This window comes from Lelliottia sp. JS-SCA-14 (genome assembly GCF_035593345.1).
Taxonomy (GTDB): domain Bacteria; phylum Pseudomonadota; class Gammaproteobacteria; order Enterobacterales; family Enterobacteriaceae; genus Enterobacter; species Enterobacter wanjuensis.
In genome coordinates this window covers 1-25,752 of the sequence record NZ_CP141606.1, presented here as the reverse complement: position 1 = coordinate 25,752, position 25,752 = coordinate 1, and the positions used below count along the sequence as shown (strand labels likewise).

At 54.0% G+C, this 25,752-nt stretch carries 25 protein-coding genes; 6 read left to right on the top strand and 19 right to left on the bottom strand.

Going from position 1 to position 25,752, the window contains the following annotated elements; all coding sequences use genetic code 11:
* Positions 1–32 precede the first annotated feature (32 nt).
* Complete coding sequence (locus U9O48_RS00125) at positions 33–188, bottom strand: ash family protein (protein WP_285146297.1); 156 nt, start codon at positions 186–188, stop codon at positions 33–35.
* Between the two features lie 432 nt (positions 189–620).
* Here U9O48_RS00125 and U9O48_RS00120 point away from each other — a divergent pair, with 432 nt between their 5' ends.
* From U9O48_RS00120 to U9O48_RS00105, 4 genes are all read left to right on the top strand, one after another.
* Complete coding sequence (locus U9O48_RS00120) at positions 621–1,796, top strand: MFS transporter (RefSeq protein WP_282494061.1); 1,176 nt, start codon at positions 621–623, stop codon at positions 1,794–1,796.
* On the top strand, positions 1,765–2,727 hold the full coding sequence (gene yidZ / locus U9O48_RS00115) for an HTH-type transcriptional regulator YidZ (RefSeq protein ID WP_282494062.1): 963 nt from the start codon (positions 1,765–1,767) through the stop codon (positions 2,725–2,727). The genes U9O48_RS00120 and yidZ overlap by 32 nt, the downstream gene beginning before the upstream one ends.
* Before the next feature lie 142 nt (positions 2,728–2,869).
* Positions 2,870–3,616, top strand: a complete 747-nt coding sequence (locus tag U9O48_RS00110) for a 4'-phosphopantetheinyl transferase family protein (RefSeq protein ID WP_285151070.1) — start codon at positions 2,870–2,872, stop codon at positions 3,614–3,616.
* Positions 3,617–3,653: 37 nt separating this feature from the next.
* Positions 3,654–4,220: an NADPH-dependent FMN reductase gene (locus U9O48_RS00105; RefSeq protein ID WP_324723260.1), complete on the top strand. Its 567-nt coding sequence runs from the start codon at positions 3,654–3,656 to the stop codon at positions 4,218–4,220.
* A 94-nt stretch (positions 4,221–4,314) separates the two neighbouring features.
* On the opposite strand, the gene adeP is transcribed toward U9O48_RS00105, so the two are convergent.
* Complete coding sequence (adeP, locus tag U9O48_RS00100; RefSeq protein WP_285146299.1) at positions 4,315–5,652, bottom strand: adenine permease AdeP; 1,338 nt, start codon at positions 5,650–5,652, stop codon at positions 4,315–4,317.
* Between the two features lie 167 nt (positions 5,653–5,819).
* Here adeP and yieH point away from each other — a divergent pair, with 167 nt between their 5' ends.
* Entirely contained in the window at positions 5,820–6,485 is a 666-nt protein-coding gene (yieH, locus tag U9O48_RS00095) for a 6-phosphogluconate phosphatase (RefSeq protein WP_285151071.1), read from the top strand.
* Between the two features lie 57 nt (positions 6,486–6,542).
* Here yieH and phoU read toward each other — a convergent pair whose 3' ends face one another.
* The 7 genes from phoU to glmU all read right to left on the bottom strand — a co-directional run bounded on the left by phoU (position 6,543) and on the right by glmU (position 14,828).
* Positions 6,543–7,268, bottom strand: coding sequence for a phosphate signaling complex protein PhoU (phoU, locus tag U9O48_RS00090; protein WP_095284109.1), 726 nt, complete (start codon positions 7,266–7,268; stop codon positions 6,543–6,545).
* A 13-nt stretch (positions 7,269–7,281) separates the two neighbouring features.
* Positions 7,282–8,055 (bottom strand): phosphate ABC transporter ATP-binding protein PstB, encoded by a 774-nt coding sequence (pstB, locus tag U9O48_RS00085; protein WP_282494067.1) that lies wholly within the window; start codon positions 8,053–8,055, stop codon positions 7,282–7,284.
* 46 nt (positions 8,056–8,101) lie between these two features.
* The gene (pstA, locus tag U9O48_RS00080; protein WP_282494068.1) at positions 8,102–8,992 is read right to left on the bottom strand and encodes a phosphate ABC transporter permease PstA; all 891 of its coding nucleotides are present in this window, start codon (positions 8,990–8,992) and stop codon (positions 8,102–8,104) included.
* Entirely contained in the window at positions 8,992–9,951 is a 960-nt protein-coding gene (gene pstC, locus U9O48_RS00075; RefSeq protein WP_282494069.1) for a phosphate ABC transporter permease PstC, read from the bottom strand. The genes pstA and pstC overlap by 1 nt, the downstream gene beginning before the upstream one ends.
* A gap of 124 nt (positions 9,952–10,075) precedes the next feature.
* Positions 10,076–11,116 (bottom strand): phosphate ABC transporter substrate-binding protein PstS, encoded by a 1,041-nt coding sequence (gene pstS, locus U9O48_RS00070; protein WP_324723259.1) that lies wholly within the window; start codon positions 11,114–11,116, stop codon positions 10,076–10,078.
* A 300-nt stretch (positions 11,117–11,416) separates the two neighbouring features.
* A complete protein-coding gene (gene glmS, locus U9O48_RS00065) occupies positions 11,417–13,246 on the bottom strand; it encodes a glutamine--fructose-6-phosphate transaminase (isomerizing) (protein WP_285155066.1) in 1,830 nt (609 codons plus the stop codon).
* A 211-nt stretch (positions 13,247–13,457) separates the two neighbouring features.
* Complete coding sequence (gene glmU, locus U9O48_RS00060; protein WP_285151074.1) at positions 13,458–14,828, bottom strand: bifunctional UDP-N-acetylglucosamine diphosphorylase/glucosamine-1-phosphate N-acetyltransferase GlmU; 1,371 nt, start codon at positions 14,826–14,828, stop codon at positions 13,458–13,460.
* 344 nt (positions 14,829–15,172) lie between these two features.
* On the opposite strand from glmU, the gene U9O48_RS00055 reads away from it, so the two are divergent.
* The gene (locus U9O48_RS00055) at positions 15,173–17,266 is read left to right on the top strand and encodes a right-handed parallel beta-helix repeat-containing protein (protein WP_324723258.1); all 2,094 of its coding nucleotides are present in this window, start codon (positions 15,173–15,175) and stop codon (positions 17,264–17,266) included.
* Between the two features lie 302 nt (positions 17,267–17,568).
* Here the strand turns inward: U9O48_RS00055 and U9O48_RS00050 are convergent, their stop codons facing one another.
* From U9O48_RS00050 to rsmG, 10 genes are all read right to left on the bottom strand, one after another.
* Entirely contained in the window at positions 17,569–17,988 is a 420-nt protein-coding gene (locus tag U9O48_RS00050; protein ID WP_003023809.1) for a F0F1 ATP synthase subunit epsilon, read from the bottom strand.
* Positions 17,989–18,008: 20 nt separating this feature from the next.
* Complete coding sequence (gene atpD / locus U9O48_RS00045; protein WP_095284097.1) at positions 18,009–19,391, bottom strand: F0F1 ATP synthase subunit beta; 1,383 nt, start codon at positions 19,389–19,391, stop codon at positions 18,009–18,011.
* 26 nt (positions 19,392–19,417) lie between these two features.
* Positions 19,418–20,281, bottom strand: a complete 864-nt coding sequence (atpG, locus tag U9O48_RS00040) for a F0F1 ATP synthase subunit gamma (protein WP_095284095.1) — start codon at positions 20,279–20,281, stop codon at positions 19,418–19,420.
* A 50-nt stretch (positions 20,282–20,331) separates the two neighbouring features.
* A complete protein-coding gene (gene atpA, locus U9O48_RS00035; RefSeq protein WP_100778298.1) occupies positions 20,332–21,873 on the bottom strand; it encodes a F0F1 ATP synthase subunit alpha in 1,542 nt (513 codons plus the stop codon).
* A 12-nt stretch (positions 21,874–21,885) separates the two neighbouring features.
* On the bottom strand, positions 21,886–22,419 hold the full coding sequence (gene atpH, locus U9O48_RS00030; protein WP_282494074.1) for a F0F1 ATP synthase subunit delta: 534 nt from the start codon (positions 22,417–22,419) through the stop codon (positions 21,886–21,888).
* Positions 22,420–22,433: 14 nt separating this feature from the next.
* The gene (gene atpF, locus U9O48_RS00025) at positions 22,434–22,904 is read right to left on the bottom strand and encodes a F0F1 ATP synthase subunit B (RefSeq protein WP_095284091.1); all 471 of its coding nucleotides are present in this window, start codon (positions 22,902–22,904) and stop codon (positions 22,434–22,436) included.
* Between the two features lie 47 nt (positions 22,905–22,951).
* Positions 22,952–23,191 carry a F0F1 ATP synthase subunit C gene (gene atpE, locus U9O48_RS00020; protein WP_000429386.1) on the bottom strand — a complete coding sequence of 80 codons (240 nt, stop codon included), beginning with the start codon at positions 23,189–23,191 and terminating at the stop codon, positions 22,952–22,954.
* 50 nt (positions 23,192–23,241) lie between these two features.
* Complete coding sequence (atpB, locus tag U9O48_RS00015) at positions 23,242–24,057, bottom strand: F0F1 ATP synthase subunit A (RefSeq protein WP_282494075.1); 816 nt, start codon at positions 24,055–24,057, stop codon at positions 23,242–23,244.
* An 8-nt stretch (positions 24,058–24,065) separates the two neighbouring features.
* Positions 24,066–24,446 (bottom strand): F0F1 ATP synthase subunit I, encoded by a 381-nt coding sequence (gene atpI / locus U9O48_RS00010; protein ID WP_282494076.1) that lies wholly within the window; start codon positions 24,444–24,446, stop codon positions 24,066–24,068.
* A gap of 616 nt (positions 24,447–25,062) precedes the next feature.
* Positions 25,063–25,686 (bottom strand): 16S rRNA (guanine(527)-N(7))-methyltransferase RsmG, encoded by a 624-nt coding sequence (rsmG, locus tag U9O48_RS00005; protein WP_285151076.1) that lies wholly within the window; start codon positions 25,684–25,686, stop codon positions 25,063–25,065.
* Positions 25,687–25,752 lie beyond the last annotated feature (66 nt).

Genomic DNA, 25,752 nt, shown 5'->3' with positions numbered 1-25,752 from the left:
TACCTCCGGCGGAGGCTGGTGCAACGAGAGATTCAGGAAAAGGACACATCCGCTGCGCTCCGCTTCGTGATAAGCAGGTTTACGCCACCACCGGATACGCCAGGCTCACTGGTGGTGACCCAGACAGGGTTGGCGTACCGGTTATCACGACCCGGCGCTTCTTTCGAAGCCCCTGCCAGGGCCACCATTGAAGGGGCGAGCGCAGGCCGCGCAAGTCATAACGCAAAAACTATGCTTATCTCCTCATAACAGAGGGTTTATGCGAGCCGTATAAAATCTTATTCTCAGTTATTAATAAGGCGAAATTCATTGGCAAAAACTATTGCCGTTTCGGGAACACCGTAATAAAAGCTGAAATGCCCTAAGTCCTCATAGAGTGATGGTTCGGTTCTCATTCTGTTCAACCGTGGTTCCACCACCTTTTTGGTTTTTGTGTACTTGAATGTGCCCATAGCCATGTTTTGAAGGCAACGTATCGCTGACAGATTAACGAGTTAGCACAACTTTCCAGCATCTGCATCAAGGTGATTTCCTATCAGGAAATCACCTTTGTCCAAATGGCAACTCGCATCTTCCCCGTTCTCCCCCTATGCTTCCAGCCTGCCTTACATGGGGGATTTATGGCGCGTTTTCTGTTCTGTAGTTTTGCACTGGTTCTGCTTTATCCGTCGGGCATTGATATGTATCTGGTCGGCCTGCCGCACATCGCACGCGATCTGGGGGCCAGCGAAGCGCAACTGCATATCGCATTTTCGGCTTATCTGGCGGGAATGGCATCGTCGATGGTATTTGCCGGTAAGATTGCCGACAAAGCCGGGCGGCAGCCTGTGGCGATTACCGGGGCGGTGATCTTTGCGCTGGCGTCGGTGCTGTGCTCGATGGCGCAGGACAGCACGCTGTTCCTGACCGGACGCTTCATTCAGGGCATCGGGGCGGGCGGCTGTTATGTGGTGGCGTTTGCTATTTTGCGCGATACCCTCAGCGCCCAGCGCCGCGCGAAAGTGCTCTCCATGCTCAACGGCATCACCTGCATTATTCCGGTGCTGGCTCCGGTGATCGGTTATCTGATTATGCTCAAGCTGCCGTGGCAGAGCCTGTTCTGGACGATGGCGGCAATGGGCCTGCTGGTCTTTATCCTCTCGATCACGGTACTGAAAGAGACGCATCCTGGTTCGCATCACGCGGGGAATGCCGCGACGATTCACCCGGCTGAGAAACTCCTGAACCGCTTTTTCATCAGCCGTCTGCTGATCACCACCCTGAGCGTCGTGGTCATCCTCACCTATGTAAACGTTTCCCCTGTTTTACTGATGGAAACCATGGGGTTTGATCGCGGGGAGTACTCCACGGTGATGGCGTTGACCGCGATGGTGAGCATGGCGGTGTCGTTCTCGACGCCGTTTGCCCTCAATGTGTTTAGCCAGCGTACGCTGATGATGACCTCGCAGATCCTGTTCCTGATTGCGGGCGTTGTGCTGGCGACGGCGAGTTCTCACGCCATTATGCTGGCGGGTATCACCCTGATCTGCGCCGGGTTCTCAGTGGGATTTGGCGTGGCAATGAGTCAGGCGCTGGGGCCGTTCTCCCTGCGCGCCGGTGTGGCCAGCTCCGCGCTCGGCATTGCTCAGGTGTGCGGCTCGTCCCTGTGGATTTGGCTGGCGGCGGTGATCGGTCTTAATGCGCTGAATATGCTGATCGGGATTCTGATTGGCTGTAGCATGGTCTGCATCCTGTTAATCATGGCGATACAGCCCGCAGCGCACTATGAAGAAGCCCATCAGCAGCCTCGATCTTAACCTGTTACTGTGCCTGCAGCTGTTGCTGCAGGAACGCAGCGTCACCAAAGCCGCGAAACGGATGAACGTCACGCCATCGGCGGTGAGTAAATCGCTGGCGAAACTGCGCGACTGGTTCGACGACCCGCTGTTTGTGAAAACCCCGCTGGGTCTGCTGCCGACGCCGCTGACCGTCAGTCTTGAGCAAAACCTGACGGACTGGATGCAGATCGGCAATCAGATCCTCGATAAACCGCATCACGATTCCCTCAGCGGGCTGAAATTCGAGCTGGCGGCGGAAACGCCGCTGATGCTGATCCGCTTTAACGCCCTGTTAGATCAGGTGAATCAGCGCTATCCGCAGGCGACGGTGAGAATGCGCCACTGGGATTACGACTCGCTGGATGCCATCACCCGCGGCGAAGTGGACATCGGTTTTACCGGGCGCGAAACCCATCCACGCTCGCGCGAACTGTTGAAGCTGCTCCCGTGGTTTATCGACCACGAAATCCTCTTCAGCGACCGGCCTTGTGTCTATTTACGCGAGGATCACCCGGCGCTAAACGAAGAGTGGAATCTCGAGACATTTTTGCGCTATCCCCACATCAGCATCTTCTGGGAGCGCAGCGATACCTGGGCGCTGGACGAAGTGCTGAGGGAGATGGGGCTCGAGCGCAACATTGCCCTGAGCCTGCCGGGCTTTGAGCAGTCGATGTTTATGGCCGCGCAGCCGGACCACAACTATATCGCCACCGCGCCGCACTACTGTCATCACTACAATCAACTCCACCAGCGCAAGCTGGTGCGCCGCCCTATCCCCATCGACGAAGCGCTGGCCGAAAAGCTCAACGTTCCCTTCACTCTGATCTGGCATAAACGGAACAGCCACAACCCGAAAATCATCTGGCTGAAAGAGACGATTAAGGCGTTGTACTGCGATTCCCTGCGTTAGAGATCCAATTTTTTCCTCTAAAAATGTAAAGTTCGGTCCCCAGGCTTCTCATTCGTGGATTTACCGATTAAAACAGATGCGAAGTTAAGCGATAATCATGTAACCGTTTAACCTGTCACTGACCATTATCATGGAGCGAAAAATGGCAACGCATTTTGCAAGAGGGATCCTGACCGAAGGACGACTGGTGTCAGTCAGACTCTCCTCATCCTGTCACAACGAAGTGCGCAAGCTTCCCGATCACCGACGCTCGCGCTTTCTGGCCTCCCGGGCCTTACTCTCCGAGCTGCTGTTTATGCTCTACGGCACGACCGAACTGCCAGAAATGATCACCCAGCCTGAAGGCCGCCCGGTTTTTGCTGACCCTGAACTGCCGCGTTTTTCCATCGCCTACACCGGAAACATCGTCGGCGTGGCCCTCACAACGGAAGGCGATTGTGGACTGGATATGGAACTCCAGCGCGCGACTCGCGGTTTCCACGGCCCTCACGCCCACGACGACTACCCGCTCTCGAGCAACGAAAAGCTGTGGGTGCGTAATCAAAACGACCCTAACGAAGCCAAAGCACAGCTCATCACCCTGCGTCAGAGCATTCAGAAGCTCTCGGGTTGTGCCGTGGACGATGCCAGCCTGCTCCAGTTGCTGCCGGGCTCAGGCCGTCTGCGGGCGACTAAAGCCGCACGGGTGGAAGCCCTCAGCGACGCCGAAGACGTGCTGATCTGGTCGATTGCCGTCACGCCCGCCATTGAGCGCTTGAAAATCTGGGAATTTGACAGCCGCGACGGATGGCGTAGCCTTCCTGATGTCCCCGCGCGCGCCAACGAGCCCGCCGCGCGCCTGATGAGATTAACCAGTTTACCGGCAGAAAAAGCTCTTACCCTTAACTGACCCGCTGATGGGCCATCATGATGAAAAAGGAGTAATCATGTCTGATACGTTGAAAGTTGTTACGTTACTGGGAAGCCTGCGCAAAGGTTCATTTAACGGGATGGTTGCCCGCACGCTGCCTAAGCTGGCACCGGCTGGGATGGACGTGACCGCGCTGCCGTCGATTGGCGATATCCCTCTGTACGACGCCGATGTTCAGCAGGAAGAAGGGTTCCCGCAAAGTGTCGAAGCGCTGGCCGAGCAGATCCGCCAGGCCGATGGCGTGGTGATTGTGACTCCGGAATACAACTATTCGGTGCCAGGTGGCCTGAAGAATGCGATCGACTGGCTCTCCCGTTTGCCGGAACAGCCGCTGTCCGGCAAGCCGGTGCTGATCCAGACCAGCTCGATGGGCGCGATTGGCGGCGCACGCTGCCAGTATCATCTGCGTCAGATTCTGGTGTTCCTGGATGCGATGGTGATGAACAAGCCGGAATTTATGGGCGGGGTGATTCAGAACAAAGTCGATATCCAGACGGGCGAAGTGGTCGATCAAAGCACGCTGGATCATCTGACCGGTCAGTTGACCGCGTTTGGCGAATATATTCAGCGAGTTAAAGCCTAGGGGTGAGTGCGGTCTGATGCCCTCACCCCAACCCTCTCCCACGGGGAGAGGGCGCAAACACTAAAGGCCTTCCCATTCGGGAAGGCCTTGCTGTTTATTTCGCGTCGATAAATACAATCTTCAGCACGAACAGCAGTGCCACCACGATCACGCATGGGCTCAGTTCGCGGAAACGACCGGTACCGATTTTCATCACGCAGTAGGAGATAAAGCCCAGGGCGATACCTTCGGTGATGGAGAAGCTGAACGGCATCATCACGGCGGTAATAAACGCTGGAACCGCTTCGGTTAAATCTTCCCACTTCACGCGCGCCAGACTCGAGGTCATCAGCACGCCGACGTAGATCAGCGCGCCTGCAGCCGCGTACGGTGGAACCATACCCGCCAGCGGAGAAAGGAAGATCACCAGCAGGAACAGCAGGCCCACGACCACAGCGGTCAGACCGGTGCGGCCACCGACGGAGACGCCGGAAGAGGACTCGATATACGCCGTGACGGAAGAAGTACCGATGAAAGAACCGGCTACCGACGAGATGCTGTCCACATACAGCGCCTGCTTCATGCGCGGGAATTTACCTTTCTCATCTGCCAGACCCGCTTTATCGGTCACACCGATAAGGGTACCGGAGGAGTCGAACAGGTTTACCAGCATGAAGGAGAAGATCACGCCTGCCAGGCCAAGGTTAAACGAACCCGCCAGATCGACGTGGCCAATCACGGTGGTCACACTTGGTGGTGCAGAGACAATGCCGCTGTAATGCACATCGCCCAGCATCCAGCCCAGCAGGGTGGTCACGATAATCGAGACCAGCACCGCAGCGTGAATGTTACGGGACGCCAGAATAGCGATGATGAAGAAGCCCAGCACGCCCAGCAGGACGCTGTGCGAGGTCAGGTTGCCGATGCTCACCAGGGTTTCCGGGTTGGCAACGATCACGCCCGCGTTTTTCAGGCCCATCATGCCGATGAACAGACCGATACCGCTGGTGATACCCACACGCAGGCTCACCGGGATATTAGCAATCATCCAGTAACGCACGCGGAAAATGGTCAGCAGCAGCAGGCCGACCGCGCCCCAGAAGATGGCGCCCATCCCCACTTGCCACGGCAGGCCCATCGCCTGCACCACCACGAAGGCGAAGAATGCGTTCAGACCCATTGCCGGTGCCAGAGCGACCGGAAGATTGGCGAACACGCCCATCAGGATGCTGCCGAGGGCGGCGATCAGACAGGTGGTCACGAAGACGGCGCTGGTATCCATGCCAGCAACGCCCAGAATTTGAGGGTTAACAAAAACGATATAAACCATCGTCAGGAAGGTGGTAAAACCGGCGATCACTTCGGTGCGTGCCGTTGTGCCGTGCTCGCGCAGTTTAAACACGCGCTCAAGCAGACCCTGACCAGACGTCTGGGTAGTGTGTTGTTGGCTCATCATCAGTTTCCGAACAAGGAGGGAAAAATCCGTCGCTATCCTATACCAAAATGCGACAATAGGCGCGTTTGCGAGATACTTTTTTTCATTGATTTTGCTTATACGGCAACGATTGCGTCTCGCAAAACTGCATTACGTAAACGTTAAACTTGTTAAAAGGGAAAGGCATGTCCGGAATTGAAGCGGTATTTTTCGACTGCGACGGTACGCTGGTCGACAGTGAGGTCATTTGTTCCCGCGCGTATGTCAGCATGTTCCAGGAATTTGGCATTACGCTCGATCTCGAAGAGACGTTTAAACGCTTCAAAGGCGTCAAACTGTACGAGATCATCGACATTATCAACGCTGAGCACGGCGTCAGTCTGGCGAAAGCCGACTTAGAACCAGTTTACCGCGCCGAGGTCGCACGCCTTTTCGACTCGGAGCTGGAAGTGATCGCCGGAGCGAATGCGCTGCTCGATTCAATGACGGTGCCAATGTGCGTGGTCTCCAACGGCCCGGTCAGCAAAATGCAGCACTCCCTCGGCAAGCTGGACATGTTGCACCATTTCCCGGAAAAACTGTTCAGCGGCTACGATATCCAGCGCTGGAAGCCGGATCCGGCCCTGATGTTCCACGCCGCGAAAGCGATGAACGTGAACGTGGAAAACTGCATTCTGGTGGATGATTCCAGCGCCGGCGCGCAGTCAGGGATTGATGCGGGGATGGAGGTGTTTTACTTCTGCGCCGATCCGCATAACCAGCCGATAAGCCATCCGAAAGTGACGACCTTTACCGATCTGGCGCAGTTGCCGGAGCTGTGGAAGGCGCGCGGGTGGGATATTACGCGTTAATGAAAAAAGCCGGATGGCGCTTGCGCTTATCCGGCCTACAAAACCTGCCTGAACCGATCACTCTTTCGGGTCTTTCCCCGCCAGCAGCTTGTCCAGCTCATCCCCGCCTACGTGACGGAAATCCTGTCCTTTCACGAAGTAGAAGATGTATTCACAAATGTTCTGGCAGCGGTCGCCGATACGCTCGATAGAGCGCGCGCAGAACAGCGCGGTGAGTACGCTTGGAATGGTGCGCGGATCTTCCATCATGTAGGTCATCAGCTGACGCACGATGCCCTCATATTCCTGGTCGACCTTTTTATCTTCACGGTAAATACGTACCGCTTCATCAAGATCCATGCGCGCGAACGCATCCAGCACGTCATGCAGCATCTGCACCGTATGACGGCCCAGGGATTCCAGGCTCACCAGCAGCGGCTGGTGCTGGTGGGAGAACTTCTCCAGCGCGGTGCGGCAGATTTTATCCGCCACGTCGCCAATACGTTCCAGCTCGGCGATGGTTTTGATGATCGCCATCACCAGACGCAGGTCGCTGGCCGTCGGTTGACGTTTCGCGATGATGCGCACGCAGGCTTCGTCGATTGCCACTTCCATCATGTTGACGTTTTTGTCGCCTTCGACAACGCGCTTCGCCAGCTCGCTGTCCTGGTTATGCATGGCGGTGATCGCATCAGACAGCTGCTGCTCGACCATGCCGCCCATCGTCATCACCTGGGTGCGGATACTTTCCAGCTCTGCGTTGAACTGGCCGGAAATGTGTTTGTTAAGATTGAGGTTGTCCATGATTCACTCCAAATCAACCGTAGCGGCCAGTAATATAATCTTCGGTTTGTTTCTTCGCGGGCCTGGTGAACAGAGCATCTGTGTCACTAAACTCAATCAACTCGCCCAGGTACATAAACGCCGTATGGTCGGAACAACGCGCAGCCTGCTGCATGTTGTGGGTCACGATCACCACGGTGTAATCCTGTTTCAGCTCGGTGATCAGCTCTTCGATACGACCGGTGGAGATCGGGTCGAGGGCCGAGCACGGCTCATCCAGCAGCAGCACTTCCGGGCGAATGGCGATACCGCGCGCAATGCACAGACGCTGCTGCTGACCACCGGAGAGAGAGTATCCGCTCTGGTGCAGTTTATCTTTGGTTTCGTTCCATAATGCGGCCTTGGTCAAAGCCCACTGCACGCGCTCGTCCATATCAGCACGCGAGAGCTTTTCGAAGAGACGCACGCCAAAGGCGATGTTGTCGTAGATCGACATCGGGAACGGCGTCGGTTTCTGGAACACCATCCCCACTTTGGCACGCAGCAGGGCGATATCCTGGGTGTTGGTCAGAATGTTGTCGCCATCCAGCAGAATTTCGCCTTCCGCGCGCTGATCAGGGTACAGCTCAAACATCTTGTTAAAGGTACGCAGCAGGGTGGACTTGCCACAGCCTGATGGGCCGATAAATGCCGTGACCTGGTTCTTGGCGATATCCAGGTTGATGTTTTTCAGGGCATGGAATTTACCGTAGTAGAAGTTCAAATCACGAACCTTAATCTTACCCGGTGCAGTATCAACCATACTCATTGACTCATTTCCTCATTCGGCGCCGCGTTGTGCCGCGCCGTCAAAATTAACCGTGTTTCTGCTTCGCGAAAATGACGCGCGCCAGAATGTTCAGCAACAGTACGCAAAGGGTAATAATCAGCACCCCGGCCCAGGCCAGCTGCTGCCACTCCGCGAACGGGCTCATCGCAAATTTAAAGATGGTGACCGGCAGGTTGGCGATCGGCTGCATCATGTCCGTGCTCCAGAACTGGTTGGAGAGCGCGGTGAACAGCAGCGGCGCGGTTTCACCCGCGATACGGGCAATCGCCAGCAGGATACCGGTCATGATCCCCGAGACCGACGCTTTCAGGGTGATCGCCGAAATCATCTTCCATTTCGGTGTGCCGAGTGCGTAAGCCGCTTCACGCAGGCTGTCCGGGACCAGTTTCAGCATGTTCTCGGTGGTACGAATCACGATAGGCACCTGCAGCAGCGCCAGCGCAATCACGCCCGCCCAGCCGGAAAAGTGCTCCATCTGCGCCACCACGATGGTGTAGACGAACAGACCGACAACGATAGAAGGCGCGGAGAGCAGAATGTCGTTGATGAAACGAATCACTTCTGCGACCCAGGATTTACGGCCATATTCCGCCAGATAAATCCCCGCCATGATGCCGAGCGGTGTACCTACGGCGGTCGCCCACAGGATCAGCAGTCCGCTGCCCGCCAGGGCGTTCGCTAACCCGCCACCAGCGGTATTCGGCGGTGGGGTCATTTCGGTGAACAGCGCAAGGGACATACCGTCAATACCGCGCGTCACGGTAGAAAACAGGATCCACACCAGCCAGAACAGACCGAACGCCATGGTCGCCATCGACAGCGTCAGCGCCAGACGGTTTTTCATGCGGCGACGCGCCTGCATTTTGCGGCGGGATTCAGCCAGTTCCGCGGTGGATTGCATTTCGAGAGTTGTCATTAGCGTGCCCCCTCACTTTTTGCGAGGCGCATGATCATAAACTTAGAGATCGCCAGAACAATGAAGGTGATCACAAACAGAATCAGACCCAGCTCCATCAGTGCCGCCACGTGCAGCCCGGATTCAGCTTCGGCGAACTCATTCGCCAGCGCTGAGGTGATACTGTTGCCCGGCATGTACAGCGATATGCTGTCGAGCTGGTAGGTGTTGCCGATGATAAAGGTCACGGCCATGGTCTCACCCAGCGCACGACCTAAGCCCAGCATAATGCCGCCGATGACACCGTTTTTGGTGAACGGCAGAACGATACGCCAGATAACTTCCCAGGTGGTGCAGCCGATGCCGTAGGCCGACTCTTTCATCATCACCGGGGTTTGTTCGAAGACATCGCGCATGACCGCCGCAATGTACGGAATAATCATGATGGCGAGGATCACGCCTGCGGCCAGGATACCAATCCCGAAGGCCGGACCGGAGAACAGCGCACCGACAAACGGAATGTTGGAGAGGATATTCCCCACCGGCTCCTGGAAGTACTTCGCGAACAGCGGCGCAAAGATAAACAGGCCCCACATGCCGTAAACGATACTCGGGATCGCCGCCAGCAGTTCAATCGCGATACCCAGCGGGCGTCGCAGCCAGCCTGGCGCCAGCTCCGTCAGGAACAGGGCAATACCAAAGCTCACAGGAACCGCAATCAGCAGGGCGATGAACGAGGTCATCAGCGTGCCGTAGATCGGCACCAGCGCACCGTAGATATCGTTTGGCGCGTCCCACTCTTTGGTCCACAGGAAGGCAAAACCGAATTTCTGGATGCTCGGCCAGGAGGAGAAAATCAGTGACACGATAATGCCGCCCAGCAGCAATAGCACAATCAGCGCAGCCAGTCTGACCAGCGCGCTGAAAATCTTGTCACCATGTTTCCCCGGAGGGCTAAAAGCAGGCTTGGTTGCAGCCATAAATCACTCTTCTGTTAAATACGTTTCACGAATTGCCGGATGGCGCTAACGCTTATCAGGCCTACAGTCAGAACCGTAGGGCGGGTAAGCTTGCGCCACCCGCCATTTTCGTCAGAATTCTAAATCAGTACAATGCTTTACCGCTGCTGTCTTTCACGTTGGTTTTCCATGCAGCACGAATCTGCTCAACCACGCTGTCTGGCAGGCTGGCGTAATCCAGGTCATTAGCCTGTTTGCCGCCGTTTTTGTACGCCCAGTCGAAGAACTTCAGCACTTCTGCGCCCTGATCAGGTTTCTTCTGATCTTTGTGGACCAGGATGAAGGTGGTGGAAGTAATTGGCCACGCCTCGTCACCTTTCTGGTTGGTCAGGTCCTGAGCGAAGGATTTGCTCCAGTCTGCGCCTTTGGCAGCGTTCGCAAAGTTCTCTTCAGTCGGGCTAACCGGTTTGCCATCGGCAGAGATCAGTTTGGTGTAAGCCAGGTTGTTCTGCTTAGCATAAGCGTACTCTACGTAGCCGATTGAGCCAGGCAGACGCTGGACGAACGCGGCGATACCGTCGTTACCTTTACCGCCCAGACCGGTCGGCCAGTTAACGGTAGAGCCAGAACCGATTTTGGATTTCCACTCTTCGTTCACTTTCGCCAGGTAGCTGGTGAAGACGAAGGAGGTACCGGAACCGTCAGCGCGACGAACCACTGCGATGTTCTGCGAAGGCAGTTTGATGCCCGGGTTCAGTTTGGTGATGGCTTCGTCATCCCATTTTTTGATTTTGCCGAGATAGATATCACCCAGGGTTTTGCCATCCAGCACCAGTTCGCCAGATTTCAGGCCAGGGATATTCACGGCCAGCACAACACCACCGATAACGGTCGGGAACTGGAACAGACCTTCCTGCGCCAGTTTGTCATCAGACAGCGGAGCGTCTGATGCGCCGAAATCGACGGTGTTCGCGGTAATCTGTTTCACGCCACCGGAGGAGCCGATACCCTGATAGTTAACCTTGTTACCGGTTTCTTTCTGGTAAGTATCAGCCCATTTGGCATACACCGGCGCAGGGAATGTTGCACCAGCACCAGTCAGGCTTGCTTCTGCGAATACAGAGAAAGCGCTCAGAGATAAGGTCGCGGCGACAACAGTTGCGACAGTGGTACGCATAACTTTCATAATGTCTCCTGCAAGATTTCGTAAATCATTGTTTGAGTGGCTACGATGAGCAAAATAGGACAAACAGGTGACAGATAAATGTACGAATTATGACAGTTTTATGACACTGAAAGTTTCACTTAAGAATCTGCAAAATTAGCATTAATAATCATCGTGTTAGCCGCTTATATGACAGTGCGATTTCAGAAAAATTTTCTTTCTGTGACACTGAAAAAAGTAGCTGAAGATGACAGATTGTCATAAATAAAAACGTCGGGAAGGGATAAAAAAAGCTCCACCCGAAGGTGGAGCCTGAAGGGATTATTCTACGGTGACGGACTTCGCCAGGTTACGCGGCTGGTCGACGTCGGTGCCTTTGATCAGCGCGACGTGATACGCCAGCAGCTGCAGCGGAACGGTGTAGAAGATCGGGGCAATCACCTCTTCAACATGCGGCATCTCGATAATGTGCATGTTGTCGTTGCTGACAAACCCGGCATCCTGATCGGCGAAGACGTACAGCTGGCCGCCACGGGCGCGCACTTCTTCGATATTCGATTTCAGTTTTTCCAGCAGTTCGTTGTTCGGGGCAACCACGATCACCGGCATATCCGCGTCAATCAGCGCCAGCGGGCCGTGTTTCAGCTCGCCTGCGGCGTAGGCTTCCGCATGGATGTAAGAGATCTCTTTCAGCTTCAGTGCGCCTTCCAGCGCGATTGGGTACTGATCGCCACGGCCAAGGAACAGGGCGTGGTGTTTGTCAGAGAAATCTTCTGCCAGCGCTTCGATGCGCTTGTCCTGGGAGAGCATCTGCTCGATACGGCTCGGCAGCGCCTGCAGCCCGTGAACGATATCCTGCTCAATGGACGCATCCTGGCCTTTCAGACGCGCCAGTTTCGCCACCAGCATCAACAGCACGGTCAGCTGAGTGGTGAAGGCTTTGGTCGATGCCACGCCGATTTCAGTGCCCGCTTTGGTCATCAGCGCCAGATCGGATTCACGCACTAGCGACGAGCCAGGGACGTTACAGATCGCCAGAGAACCGAGATAGCCCAGCTCTTTCGACAGACGCAGGGCCGCCAGGGTATCCGCCGTTTCACCGGACTGGGAAAGGGTGATCATCAGGCTGTTACGGCGCACGGCAGATTTGCGGTAGCGGAATTCCGAGGCGATTTCGACATCGCACGGCACGCCCGCCAGGGCTTCAAACCAGTAGCGCGAAACCATACCTGAGTTGTAAGAGGTGCCGCAGGCCACAATCTGGATATGCTCGACCTTCGCCAGCATCTCGTTGGCGTTCGCGCCCAGCTCGCTCAGATCCACCTCGCCGTGGCTGATGCGCCCGGTCAGGGTGTTCTTGATGGCGTTCGGCTGCTCGTAGATCTCTTTCTGCATGTAGTGACGGTACGCGCCTTTGTCGCCCGCATCGTACTGCAGATTCGATTCGATCTCCTGACGCTTCACCTGCGCGCCGGATTTATCAAAGACCGTCACGCTGCGACGGGTCACTTCCGCGATATCGCCCTCTTCGAGGAAGATAAAACGACGGGTGACCGGCAGGAGTGCCAGCTGATCGGAAGCGATGAAGTTCTCGCCCATCCCCATACCGATGACCATCGGGCTACCGGAACGTGCCGCCAGCAGAGTGCTCGGATCGCGAGAATCCATGATCACTGTACCGTACGCGCCGCGTAGCTGAGGAATGGCGCGCAGCACCGCTTCGCGCAGCGTACCGCCCTGCTCCAGCTCCCAGTGAACCAGGTGAGCGATAACTTCGGTGTCAGTTTCAGAGACAAAGGTGTAGCCACGCGCTTTCAACTCTTCGCGCAGCGGTTCGTGGTTTTCGATAATGCCGTTATGCACCACCACAATGTGTTCAGACACATGCGGGTGGGCGTTGCCTTCAGACGGTTCGCCGTGGGTTGCCCAGCGGGTGTGTGCGATACCGGTTCCGCCGTGCAGCGGAGTTTCTTCCGCGGCTTGCGCCAGCATTTGCACTTTACCGAGACGGCGCAGACGGGTCATATGACCTTCTGCATCCACTACTGCCAGACCGGCAGAGTCATAGCCACGGTATTCCAGACGACGTAAACCTTCGAGAAGGATTTCAGCAATATCACGCTGCGCAACTGCGCCAACAATTCCACACATAGTTAGATTTCCTGATAATGGCGTAATGCCATGCGTTGTCGCTGACCTGTATTGCCCTTTTAGGGCGCCCCGAGCCTTGTAGAGAGTGGGGTTATATTTTTAGGTACTGCCTTTGGGCGGAGGATTATGTTATCCCCTCATCCCACATCCATCGGCGATGCCGACAGACAAAATGGTAGGGCGGGTAAGCGAAGCGCCACCCGCCTGGTTGTTACTTCTTCTTCACCGGACGCTGCCAGCCTTGCTTATGCACCTGCGGTACGCGGCTGAGCACCAGCTCATTATCCGCCACATCGCGCGTCACGGTCGTTCCGGCGGCGATGGTCACACCCTTACCGACGGTGACCGGCGCCACCAGCTGCGTGTCGGAGCCGACAAACACATCATCACCGATAATGGTTTTAAACTTGTTCGCGCCATCGTAGTTACAGGTGATCGTACCCGCACCGATGTTCACGTTGTCGCCAATTTCCGCGTCGCCCAGATAGCTCAGATGACCCGCTTTCGAGCCCTTGCCGAGACGCGCTTTTTTCATCTCAACGAAGTTGCCCACGTGCGCACCTTCCAGCAGCTCGGCGCCAGGACGCAGACGCGCGAACGGGCCGATGGTGCAGGCCGCTTCCAGATGTGAATCTTCCACCACGCTGTACGGACTGATTTCGCAGTCATCGCCAATCACGCTGTTTTTAATCACACACCCGGTACCGATTTTGACGCGATTCCCAAGCGTGACCTGACCTTCAATAATAACGTTAGTGTCGATTTCCACATCGCGCCCATGATTCAGCGCCCCGCGCAGATCAAAACGCGCCGGATCGCGCAGCATCACGCCCGCCAGCAGCAGTTTTTCCGCCTGCTCGGACTGGTAAACGCGCTCAAGACGAGAGAGCTGCAGACGATTGTTCACGCCTTCCACTTCGCTCAGGCGATCGGGATGAACCGCCACGATCTCATTTCCTTCGTGGTGCGCCAGAGCAATGATATCGGTGATGTAGTATTCACCCTGGGCATTATTGTTGTTCAGTTTTGCCAGCCAGCGTTTCATGTCCGCGCCGTTGGCGATCAGGATACCGGTATTGATTTCCTGAATCTGACGCTGTTCGTCAGTCGCATCTTTGTGCTCAACGATGCCGGTCACTTTGCCGTTTTCACGGGTGATGCGGCCATAGCCTGTCGGATCGTCGAGTTTAACAGTCAATAAACCGATGCCGCCCTGCGGTTTGGCTTCACGCAGGCGCGTCAGGGTTTCTACTGCGATCAGCGGGACATCGCCGTAGAGCATCAGAATGTCTTCGTCATCCGCAAAGAACGGCGCGGCCTGCTGCATCGCATGGCCCGTTCCCAGCTGTTCTGCCTGAAGGACCCAGTTGAGTTTGTCATCGCGCAGCGTTTGCTTGAGCAGATCGCCGCCGTGGCCATACACCAGATGGACCTTGCTTGCGCCAAGTTCCCCTGCGGCATCAATGACATGCTGCACCATTGGCTTTCCTGCCAGTGTGTGAAGCACCTTAGGAAGATCGGAATACATGCGGGTGCCTTTGCCAGCGGCAAGGATGACCACGCTCATCGTATTGTTCAACATACGCGTCCTGACTGTAATTTGAGTGAGAAGTAAAACCCTTTGACGTTGAAAATTCTACATATTTTGCGTCATAAAATGGACCGCTCGTAAAACGTTCAACATCCGGCGATATTCGCTATTTGAGGATAGTTTTGCGGTCAGAGTAAATCACTTTTTCTCTGGAAAATAGCTTTCTTAAGGCAAGTCGCAAGGGTTCACAACAGGTTAGCGATTTTTTCGCCTCAAGAATAAAGATCCGCTTAAAGCAAAACAGCGTTTTAATTATTCAATATTGTGACACTTAAAAAAGAAACACTGTTTCATCTTGATGATAATGGCGCTCACTTATCAATCAGGAGAATAAGATGAACTATAAAATACCTCTGGCCCTAATGATGTGTAGCTCCTTTGCTGTCTCGGCTGCCGGGCAGCACGTCTGGAAAGCGATTGCCTTTGGGCAGTCTACCGATCTGAATTTTTCCTCTAACGTGTTGCCGGAAAAAATCGGCGTCAACGACGTGACCATCGACGGCAAAAAACTGACGCCGCAGGACACCGCCGATCTCTCAAAACCCATCACCATTGAAAGCCGGGGCGGCAAGATCGCCAACTCACACGACGGGTTAACCTTTTTCTATACCGAGCTGCCGACTCGTGAGAATTTCGAATTGCTGGCCACCGTTAAAGTTGAGCAGTTTGGCCCGGAGAATGGCGCAAAACCTGCCGCGCAGGAGGGCGCAGGGCTGCTGGTGCGGGACGTGATTGGCGTGCCACGCCAGCAGCCGCTGAAAGAGGGCTATGAAGAATTTCCGGCCGCCTCAAACCTGGTGATGAATGCAATCATGACCCAGGATAAAAAGGACCACCAGCGGGTCAAAATGCAGGCCATCACCCGCGAAGGGATTTCCCAGCCCTGGGGTAACGCGGGCGCAGCGATCAAAAAGCAGAGCTATAAAGAAGAGATCGACCTGAGCCAGACGCCGGAATTCCGTCTGAAACTGCAGCGGACTAACGACGGCTTTATCACCGCCTGGTCGCCCGTCGGGAGTGACGCGTGGGTGAGCCAAAGCGTACCGCGTGCGGACCTGATCGCTGTGCAAAATAAAGATCGCTATTACGTCGGCTTTTTCGCCTCGCGTAACGCCAAAATCACCGTATCGAACGCCTCACTGACCACCTCCGCCGCAGAAACCATATCTTCAAAACCCTGGCAGGCCAAAGCACTCCCGACGGTGGTGCAGCTGGCATCCTCAGGGAAAAGTACATCGGATAAGTACCTCGTTCAGGCGCGTGCGAACCATGACGGTGTTTTCAGTGTGCGTCAGAACGAAGTGGTGATCGGTAACGATAAAGCGGTGAAAGCCGGAGAGATGTACGGCCTGCCAGCGACTCTGACGGAAAATAACGCCTTCAGCCTGAGCTTTACGCCCGCCAGCGGCGAAACCATTCATCAGCCATTTAGCGTTGAAAAGGTGGATGGATTTACGGCTACGACGCTGCACGCCGCCCCTGACGGCAAAGCCGACGGGAAAGGTACGCTCGCCTCGCCGCTGGATTTAGCCTCCGCAATTGATCTGCTCGCACCTGGCGGAACGATTATCCTCAAAGCCGGAGAGTATCCGCGCAGCGAGATCCCACTGGCTGCCAGCGGCAATGCCGATCTAAGCAAAACATTGCAGGCAGACGGCAAGGCCGTGATTCATGGTCTGCTGGTGGATGCCAGCTACTGGCACATCAAGGGCATCGACATTACCGACAAAAGCCTGCGCATTCAGGGCAGCCACAACCTGATTGAGAATGTGACCGCCTACCGAAACGACGATACGGGCATTCAGATATCGTCCCCGGACAACGTGGGCCGGGCACTATGGGCAAGCCATAACCGGGTAATACATTCTGAGTCTTACGCCAATGTCGATCCCGGCAAAATCAACGCCGATGGTTTTGCCGTGAAGATGCGCGTGGGTGAGGGCAATCGTCTGGAGAACTGCTATTCCCACGACAACATCGACGACGGTTTCGACCTGTTCAATAAGATCGAGGACGGTGCGAACGGGGTTGTGGTGATCGAGAATTCAATCGCCCGCAACAACACCAGCAACGGATTTAAACTCGGCGGAGAAGGGCAGCCGGTGGCGCATGAGGTGCGAAACAGCAAGGCGGAAGGGAATCAGCTGGATGGTTTTACCGACAACTTCAATCCCGGCAAGCTGGTGGTGACCAACAATGTGGCGGTGGACAATCAGCGCTTTAACTTTATCTTCCGTCCGAGCCCGTATGGGGATGCTTCAACACAAGGCATTTTCAGCGCCAACAAATCCGTGCGCACGCAGCCTGGTCGCTATGACGATGCGGTGATCGGGAATATTGATGGGACGAACTATTTTATCGCAGACGGGAAGAGCGTGAATAACGGCGGGGAAGTGCTGCCAGATGGCGCTTCGCTTATCACACGGTAAGCGTGGCGCCACTCGGCATACAGCAGATTACAGGTTGAACGTACCGAAAGAGACGTTCATGTTGCTGAAGAGAGCGATGACTTTATTGATCAGTTTCATGTGGGTATCCCCTGTTGTTGGATTTAATTATGTGACACACATCACAAAAAGAAGTCTACTCCTCAACATTTAACCGATCAATATTTTTGTGACGAAAATCACAAAATATTAAAACACCTTTTCAGTTCCTTAAAATCTGAAACGCAGCCATAAAAAAAGCCAGTCTGAAAACCAGACTGGCTTTTGTGTTTTTCAAGCCGGTGTTACATCGCTTTTTTGGTCAACTCGATAACGCGCAGTTTTGCGATCGCTTTAGCCAGCTCAGCTGAGGCCTGTGCGTAATCCACGTCGCCATGAGAGCTCTTAATGTGCTCTTCTGCTTTACGCTTCGCTTCCAGAGCTCGTGCTTCGTCGAGATCCTGTCCACGAATAGCGGTATCAGCAAGAACGGTCACACTACCAGGCTGCACTTCAAGAATGCCGCCGGACAGATAGATAAACTCTTCATGACCGAACTGTTTTACGATGCGGATCATACCAGGCTTAATGGCGGTGAGCAGCGGTGCGTGCCCTGGGAAAATACCCAGTTCACCTTCACTGCCCGTTACCTGGATTTTCTCGACCAGACCAGAGAACATTTGTTGCTCTGCGCTGACGACGTCCAGGTGGTAAGTCATTGCCATATCACCCTCCGATAAAGGCGTTAAAGTTTTTTGGCTTTCTCGACAGCTTCATCGATGGTGCCAACCATATAGAACGCCTGCTCTGGCAGGTGATCGTATTCGCCTTCCATGATGCCTTTAAAGCCACGGATGGTATCTTTCAGCGATACGAATTTACCCGGAGAACCGGTAAAGACTTCTGCAACGAAGAACGGCTGGGACAGGAAGCGCTGAATCTTACGCGCACGTGCTACCACCAGTTTGTCTTCTTCAGACAGTTCGTCCATACCCAGGATCGCGATGATGTCTTTCAGTTCCTGGTAACGCTGCAGGATGGACTGAACGCCACGCGCGGTGTCGTAGTGTTCCTGACCAACAACCAGTGGATCCAGCTGACGGCTGGTGGAGTCCAGCGGGTCAACGGCCGGGTAGATACCCAGAGACGCGATCTGACGGCTCAGTACCACGGTTGCATCTAAGTGAGCAAAGGTGGTGGCTGGAGATGGGTCAGTCAAGTCATCCGCAGGTACGTATACCGCCTGTACGGAGGTGATAGAACCGGTTTTGGTAGAAGTGATACGTTCCTGCAGAACGCCCATCTCTTCCGCCAGAGTCGGCTGATAACCTACCGCTGATGGCATACGGCCCAGCAGTGCAGATACTTCAGTACCGGCCAGGGTGTAACGGTAGATGTTATCAACGAACAGCAGTACGTCACGACCTTCGTCACGGAACTTCTCAGCCATAGTCAGGCCGGTCAGTGCCACACGCAGACGGTTTCCTGGTGGCTCGTTCATCTGGCCGTAAACCAGGGATACTTTATCCAGAACGTTGGAGTCGGTCATTTCGTGGTAGAAGTCGTTACCCTCACGAGTACGCTCACCCACACCTGCAAACACGGAGTAACCGGAGTGCTCGATCGCGATGTTACGGATCAGCTCCATCATGTTTACGGTTTTACCTACACCCGCACCACCGAACAGACCGACTTTACCGCCTTTTGCAAACGGGCAGATCAGGTCCATTACTTTGATACCGGTTTCCAGCAGTTCCTGAGAGCTTGACAGCTCTTCGTAGGAAGGCGCTTCGCGGTGAATCGCCCAACGCTCTTCTTCGCCGATGTCGCCTTTCATGTCGATCGGCTGACCGAGCACGTTCATGATACGACCCAGCGTTGCTTTACCAACCGGGACTTCGATCGGGTGCTCAAGGTCTTTAACTTCCAGACCACGACGCAGACCGTCAGAAGAACCCATGGCGATGGTACGCACGATACCACCACCGAGCTGCTGCTGAACTTCCAGCACCAGGCTCTCATTACCATTCTGAACCTCAAGAGCATCGTACACGCGCGGTACGGCATCCTGAGGGAATTCGACGTCAACCACGGCGCCGATTACCTGGACAATTTTTCCAGTAGCCATCTTGAATCCTCTACGAATTAACCTGGTTATACCGCGGATGCACCACCGACGATTTCGGTGAGTTCCTGAGTAATGCTGGCCTGACGAGCTTTGTTGTATACCAACTGCAGCTCTTTAATCAGGCTGCCGCCATTGTCGGTCGCGGCTTTCATCGCCACCATACGTGCGGCCTGCTCGCTGGCCAGGTTTTCTACCACGCCCTGATAAACCTGAGATTCAACGTAACGACGCAGCAGGGTATCCAGCAGCGGTTTCGGATCGGGTTCATACAGGTAATCCCAGGCTTTATGTTTTAACTCTTCATCTTCTGATGCCGGCAATGGCAGCAGCTGAGTGAGGGTCGGAACCTGAGACATGGTATTAATAAATTTGTTGCTGACAACGTACAGTCTGTCCAGACGGCCTTCATCGTAGGCCTGCAACATCACTTTTACCGGGCCGATCAGTTCGGACAGGGACGGGTTATCACCCATGCCGGTCACCTGAGCGACAATGTTGCCACCTACTGAATTAAAGAAAGAAACGCCCTTGGAGCCGATCATCGCGATATCGCTCTGAACGCCTTTGTCGGACCAGACTTTCATTTCAGCCAGCAGCTTTTTGAACAGGTTAATGTTCAAGCCACCGCACAGACCACGGTCGGTAGACACCACCAGGTAGCCCACGCGTTTAACGTCGCGTTCTTCCAGGTAAGGATGCTTATATTCCAGATTACCGTTCGCAAGGTGACCAATCACTTTGCGCATGGTATCTGCATAAGGACGGCTGGCCGCCATGCGCTCCTGCGATTTACGCATTTTGGAAGCGGCGACCATTTCCATCGCTTTAGTGATCTTTTGCGTGTTCTGGACGCTTGCGATCTTACTACGTATCTCTTTTGCGCCGGCCATGAGCTTCTCCTCAATGCCTTGCGGCCTGTCCTAAGACAAGCCGCCGGACGTTACCAGGACTGGGTTGCTTTGAAGGAATCGAGGATAGCTTTCAGCTTGCCTTCGATTTCGTCGTTATAGCCACCGGACTGGTTAATCTCTTGCATCAGCGGAGCGTGATCACGGTCAACGTAAGCCAGCAGTGCGGCTTCAAAGCTACCGATTTTCGCCAGTTCCACATCTTCGAGGTAACCGCGTTCAGCCGCGAACAGCACCAGGCCCTGTTGTGCAACAGACATTGGGGCATACTGTTTCTGTTTCAGCAGCTCGGTCACTTTCTGACCATGGCTTAACTGCTTACGGGTCGCTTCATCCAGATCGGAAGCGAACTGAGAGAACGCAGCCAGTTCACGATACTGTGCCAGAGCGGTACGGATACCACCGGACAGTTTCTTGATGATCTTAGTCTGAGCAGCACCACCCACACGGGATACGGAGATCCCTGGGTTAACCGCAGGACGAATACCGGAGTTGAACAGGTTGGTTTCGAGGAAGATCTGACCATCGGTAATGGAAATTACGTTGGTCGGAACGAACGCAGAAACGTCACCCGCCTGAGTTTCGATAATCGGCAGTGCAGTCAGGGAGCCGGTTTTACCTTTAACTTCACCATTGGTGAACTTCTCAACGTACTCAGCGTTAACGCGGGATGCGCGCTCCAGCAGACGGGAGTGGAGGTAAAATACGTCGCCCGGGAAGGCTTCACGTCCTGGTGGACGACGGAGCAGCAGGGAAACCTGACGGTAAGCAACAGCCTGTTTAGACAGGTCATCGTACACGATCAGTGCATCTTCACCGCGGTCACGGAAGTATTCGCCCATTGCACAACCGGCATATGGTGCCAGGTATTGCAGTGCAGCAGATTCAGAAGCGGTTGCAACCACCACGATGGTGTTTGACAGCGCGCCATGCTCTTCCAGTTTACGAACCACGTTAGAAATGGTGGACGCTTTCTGGCCGATAGCCACGTACACACATTTGATGCCGGAATCGCGCTGGTTGATGATCGCATCGATTGCCATCGCGGTTTTACCGGTCTGACGGTCACCGATGATCAGTTCACGCTGACCACGACCGATTGGGATCATGGCATCAACGGATTTATAACCCGTCTGAACTGGCTGATCAACGGACTGACGTTCGATAACGCCAGGTGCGATAACTTCGATTGGCGAGAAGCCATCGTTATCAACCGGGCCTTTACCGTCGATTGGTGCACCCAGGGTGTTCACCACGCGACCCAGCAGGCCACGGCCGACTGGAACTTCCAGAATACGACCAGTACATTTGACTTTCATGCCTTCGGCAAGGTCAGCGTACGGACCCATCACTACAGCACCTACGGAGTCGCGCTCCAGGTTCAGTGCGATAGCGTAACGGTTACCCGGCAGGGAAATCATCTCACCCTGCATACAATCGGCCAGGCCGTGGATGCGGATAACACCGTCACTTACAGAAACAATAGTACCTTCGTTATGAGCTTCGCTCACAACACTGAACTGAGCAATGCGCTGCTTGATCAGTTCGCTGATTTCGGTGGAATTCAGTTGCATGCTCCAGTCCCCTTAAGACTGCAAGACGTCTGCAAGGCGTTCAAGACGGCCGCGTACGCTGCCATCAATGACCATATCACCCGCTCGGATGATTACGCCTGCCATTACAGACTTATCGATTTTGCAATTCAGCTTAACTTTGCGTGACAGACGTTTTTCCATCGCGGCGGAGATCTTCGCAAGCTGTTCTTCACTCAGTTCATTCGCAGAGGTTACTTCAACTTCGGCGGTAGCTTCACTGAGGGCACGTAAGTGCTGGAACTGCTCGAGAACATCAGGGAGCACTCGCAGACGACCATTTTCAGCCATGACCTTAATCAGGTTCTGGCCGTTGTCATCCAGTTGCTCACCACAAATGGCGATAAACGATGCAGCAAGGGTTTCGGGTGCTAACGCACCGGAAAGCATCTCAGCCACTTGCTCGTTTTTCGTTACCTCAGCGGCAAACGCCAGCATATCCTGCCAGCGATCGACATTTTGGTGTTCGACAGCAAAGTCAAAAGCTGCTTTGGCGTAGGGGCGAGCTACCGTAACAAATTCAGACATCAGCCCCTCCCTCCTTACAGTTCAGCGACAAGTTTGTCCACGATGTCGCTATTAGCAGCTTCATCCACGGAACGTTCGATGATCTTCTCGGCGCCAGCAACAGCCAGAATCGCAACCTGCTTACGCAGTTCTTCACGAGCACGTTTACGCTCAGCATCAATTTCAGCCTGAGCTTGTGCAACGATCTTGGTACGTTCCTGTTCTGCTTCAGCTTTGGCTTCGTCCAGGATCTGAGCACGGCGTTTGTTAGCCTGTTCAATGATTACCTGAGCTTCACCTTTCGCTTTTTTCAGCTGGTCTGTCGCGTTGGCCTGTGCAAGGTCCAAATCTTTCTTAGCGCGCTCTGCGGAAGCCAGACCGTCAGCAATTTCTTTCTGACGTTTCTCGATGGCTGCCATTAAAGGCGGCCATACATACTTCATGCAGAACCAGACAAAGAGAATAAACGCGATGGCCTGGCCGAGGATTGTTGCGTTCATGTTCACAGCACAATACCTCTTTAATTTCTGTGGCTTGGGTTTTTAAAAACGAGTTACGCGACAGCAAACATCACGTACAGACCCAGACCTACAGCGATCATCGGGATTGCATCCACCAGACCCATAACGATAAAGAACTGAGTACGCAGCAGAGGAATCAGATCCGGTTGACGCGCAGCGCCTTCCAGGAATTTGCCCCCGAGGATGCCGATACCGATCGCAGCACCGATAGCCGCCAGACCCATCATCACAGCGGCAGCCATGTACAGCAGATCCATATTCAGGTTTTCCATGACAGTCTCCAGTTTGTTTCAATAAAAACGTAGTAGTGGTGGTTAAAAAATCAGTGCTCTTCAGACGCCATCGACAGATAGACGATCGTCAGAACCATGAAGATAAAGGCTTGCAGCGTAATGATCAGGATGTGGAAAATGGCCCATGGCACATTCAGAATCCACTGTGACCACCACGGCAGAAGACCCGCGATCAGAATGAAAATCAGCTCACCCGCATACATGTTACCGAACAGTCGCAGACCGAGTGAAACCGGTTTGGACAGCAGGCTTACGCCTTCCAGGATCAGGTTGACCGGAATGAACGCCCAGTGGTTGAACGGCTGCAAGGTAAGCTCTTTCACAAAGCCGCTTACGCCTTTCATTTTGATGCTGTAGAAAAGAATCAGGATGAATACGCCCAGCGCCATGGACAGGGTGATGTTCACGTCAGCAGACGGAACCACACGCAGTGCCGGCAGGCCGAGAACATGCTCACCGATGTACGGCAGCAGGTCGATAGGCAGAAGGTCCATCAGGTTCATCAGGAAGACCCAGACGAAGACAGTCAGCGCCAGCGGAGCAATCAGCTTGCTCTTACCGTGATACATGTCTTTGACGCTGCCATGAACGAAGCCGATGACTAACTCGATAGCCGTCTGGAATTTCCCTGGAACACCGCTGGTCGCCTTTTTAGCAACGCTACGGAACATGGCCAGGAACAACAGACCCAACACCACCGAGAAGAACATGGAGTCAATGTTGAGCGTCCAGAAGGTGGCCGGGGGGTTATGCGGATCCACCAGCGAGAATGTACGCAGGTCCATCTGAAGGTTCGTCAGATGGTGACCTATGTAATCCTGCGGCGTCATATTTTCTGAAGCCATGATGCCTTTTACCCTTTGTTGTTGATTACAGCTGGCGCCAGAATTTGTACCACCAGCACCAAAACCCACGTCACGATCAGCGGCAAAAATACCACTTTCAAAACAGCCAGCGCCACCACCAGGAAGGCGAAGGTCAGCAACACCTTACACACTTCGCCAAGAGCGAAGGACCAGGCCACGCGGCCTTTGGCAGGTGTATGCGCCTGATGACGCCAGGCAAAAATCATAAACAACATGTTTGGCAAAACCACTGCCAAACCTCCACACACTGCGGAGATGCCCCAGAAGGGGTCTTTGAGGCAGAACAGCAGTCCACTTGCTATCACAGCCAGAAACTGAATGAACAGAAGCTTACGAGCAACGTTTCGACTCAAGAGCGACACAGACATCACGTTTTTACTCCTGCTCCCTTCGAGGTATGTCGCGTGTCGTATAAAACGTCCTTTAACGCTCAGAGTCAAGCATCAAAAAGCGGTCAAATTATACGGTGCGCACCCGTGAATTCAAACATTAAGTAGCGAAAAGGTGAATAAATGTTTAAATAATTTTCCCCACCGCTATTTTTTAACTTTTCGCCAAACCCCACGTAATCCGGGAAAACTGCAAACCGCGTAGAAACGTTGGCGACAAAGCGTGCACAAGATCACAAAATACACATTTACGATAAGGTCATATTTATCAAATCAATAATTTGGTTTAATTCATCTTTATGATATTAAACACAAATGCCAGTAACTATTTTCAAAACAGCCCCGTACACGACAAAAACCTTTCATTGACATTTTTAATAAATATTTAACATCGCAATCTCGTTACTGAATTCCACTTTTAGCAGACTGATATTTTCAGTGTTGACTATCTTTTGGGTGAACAAACGAATTCAGTTTAACGTTTGGGTAATCCCCGGTAACAACAAGGTTAAATTCAGTTCAGGGTGAAGCCCGACTTCGTGCTGCTTTTTAACACTCTAAGAACAGCACGAATTCCGCATTTTTTATAAGATTTTTAAAAATTGTTTGGCTTAATTATCACCAAATGGCGTTCACCATCGAGTTGCGGTACTCGCAGTTTAACAATGGACTCGACGGTATATCCATCAGGGAGTTGGGCGATTTCATCGTCAGGAACCAGTCCTTTGAGCGCGTAAAAACGGCCTTCCTGCGCAGGCAAATGCTTACACCAGCTCACCATGTCGTTGAGCGAGGCAAACGCGCGGCTGATCACGCCGTTGAACGGTGGCTCGGACGGAAACGCCTCTACCCTGCTCTGGACCGGCTCAATGTTCTCGAGCTTCAGCTCATGCTGGACCTGACGCAGGAAGCGCACGCGCTTACCCAGGCTGTCCAGCAGCGTGAAATGGCACTCCGGGCGCACGATGGATAACGGAATACCGGGCAGACCCGGGCCAGTACCGACATCGATAAAACGTTCACCCTGCAGGTGAGGCGCCACCACAATGCTGTCGAGGATATGACGAATCAGCATCTCGTTGGGATCGCGTACCGACGTGAGGTTGTACGCCTTGTTCCATTTGTTCAGCATATCGACATAGGCCACCAGCTGATTTTTCTGGTGATCGGTGAGCGAAATACCTGCTTCATCCAGCAGACGAGAGAGTTTGTTGAGCACGGTGAATACCTGTTTGAAATAATGAGCCCGGTGGCGCTAGCGCTTACCGGGCCTACGATACGAACT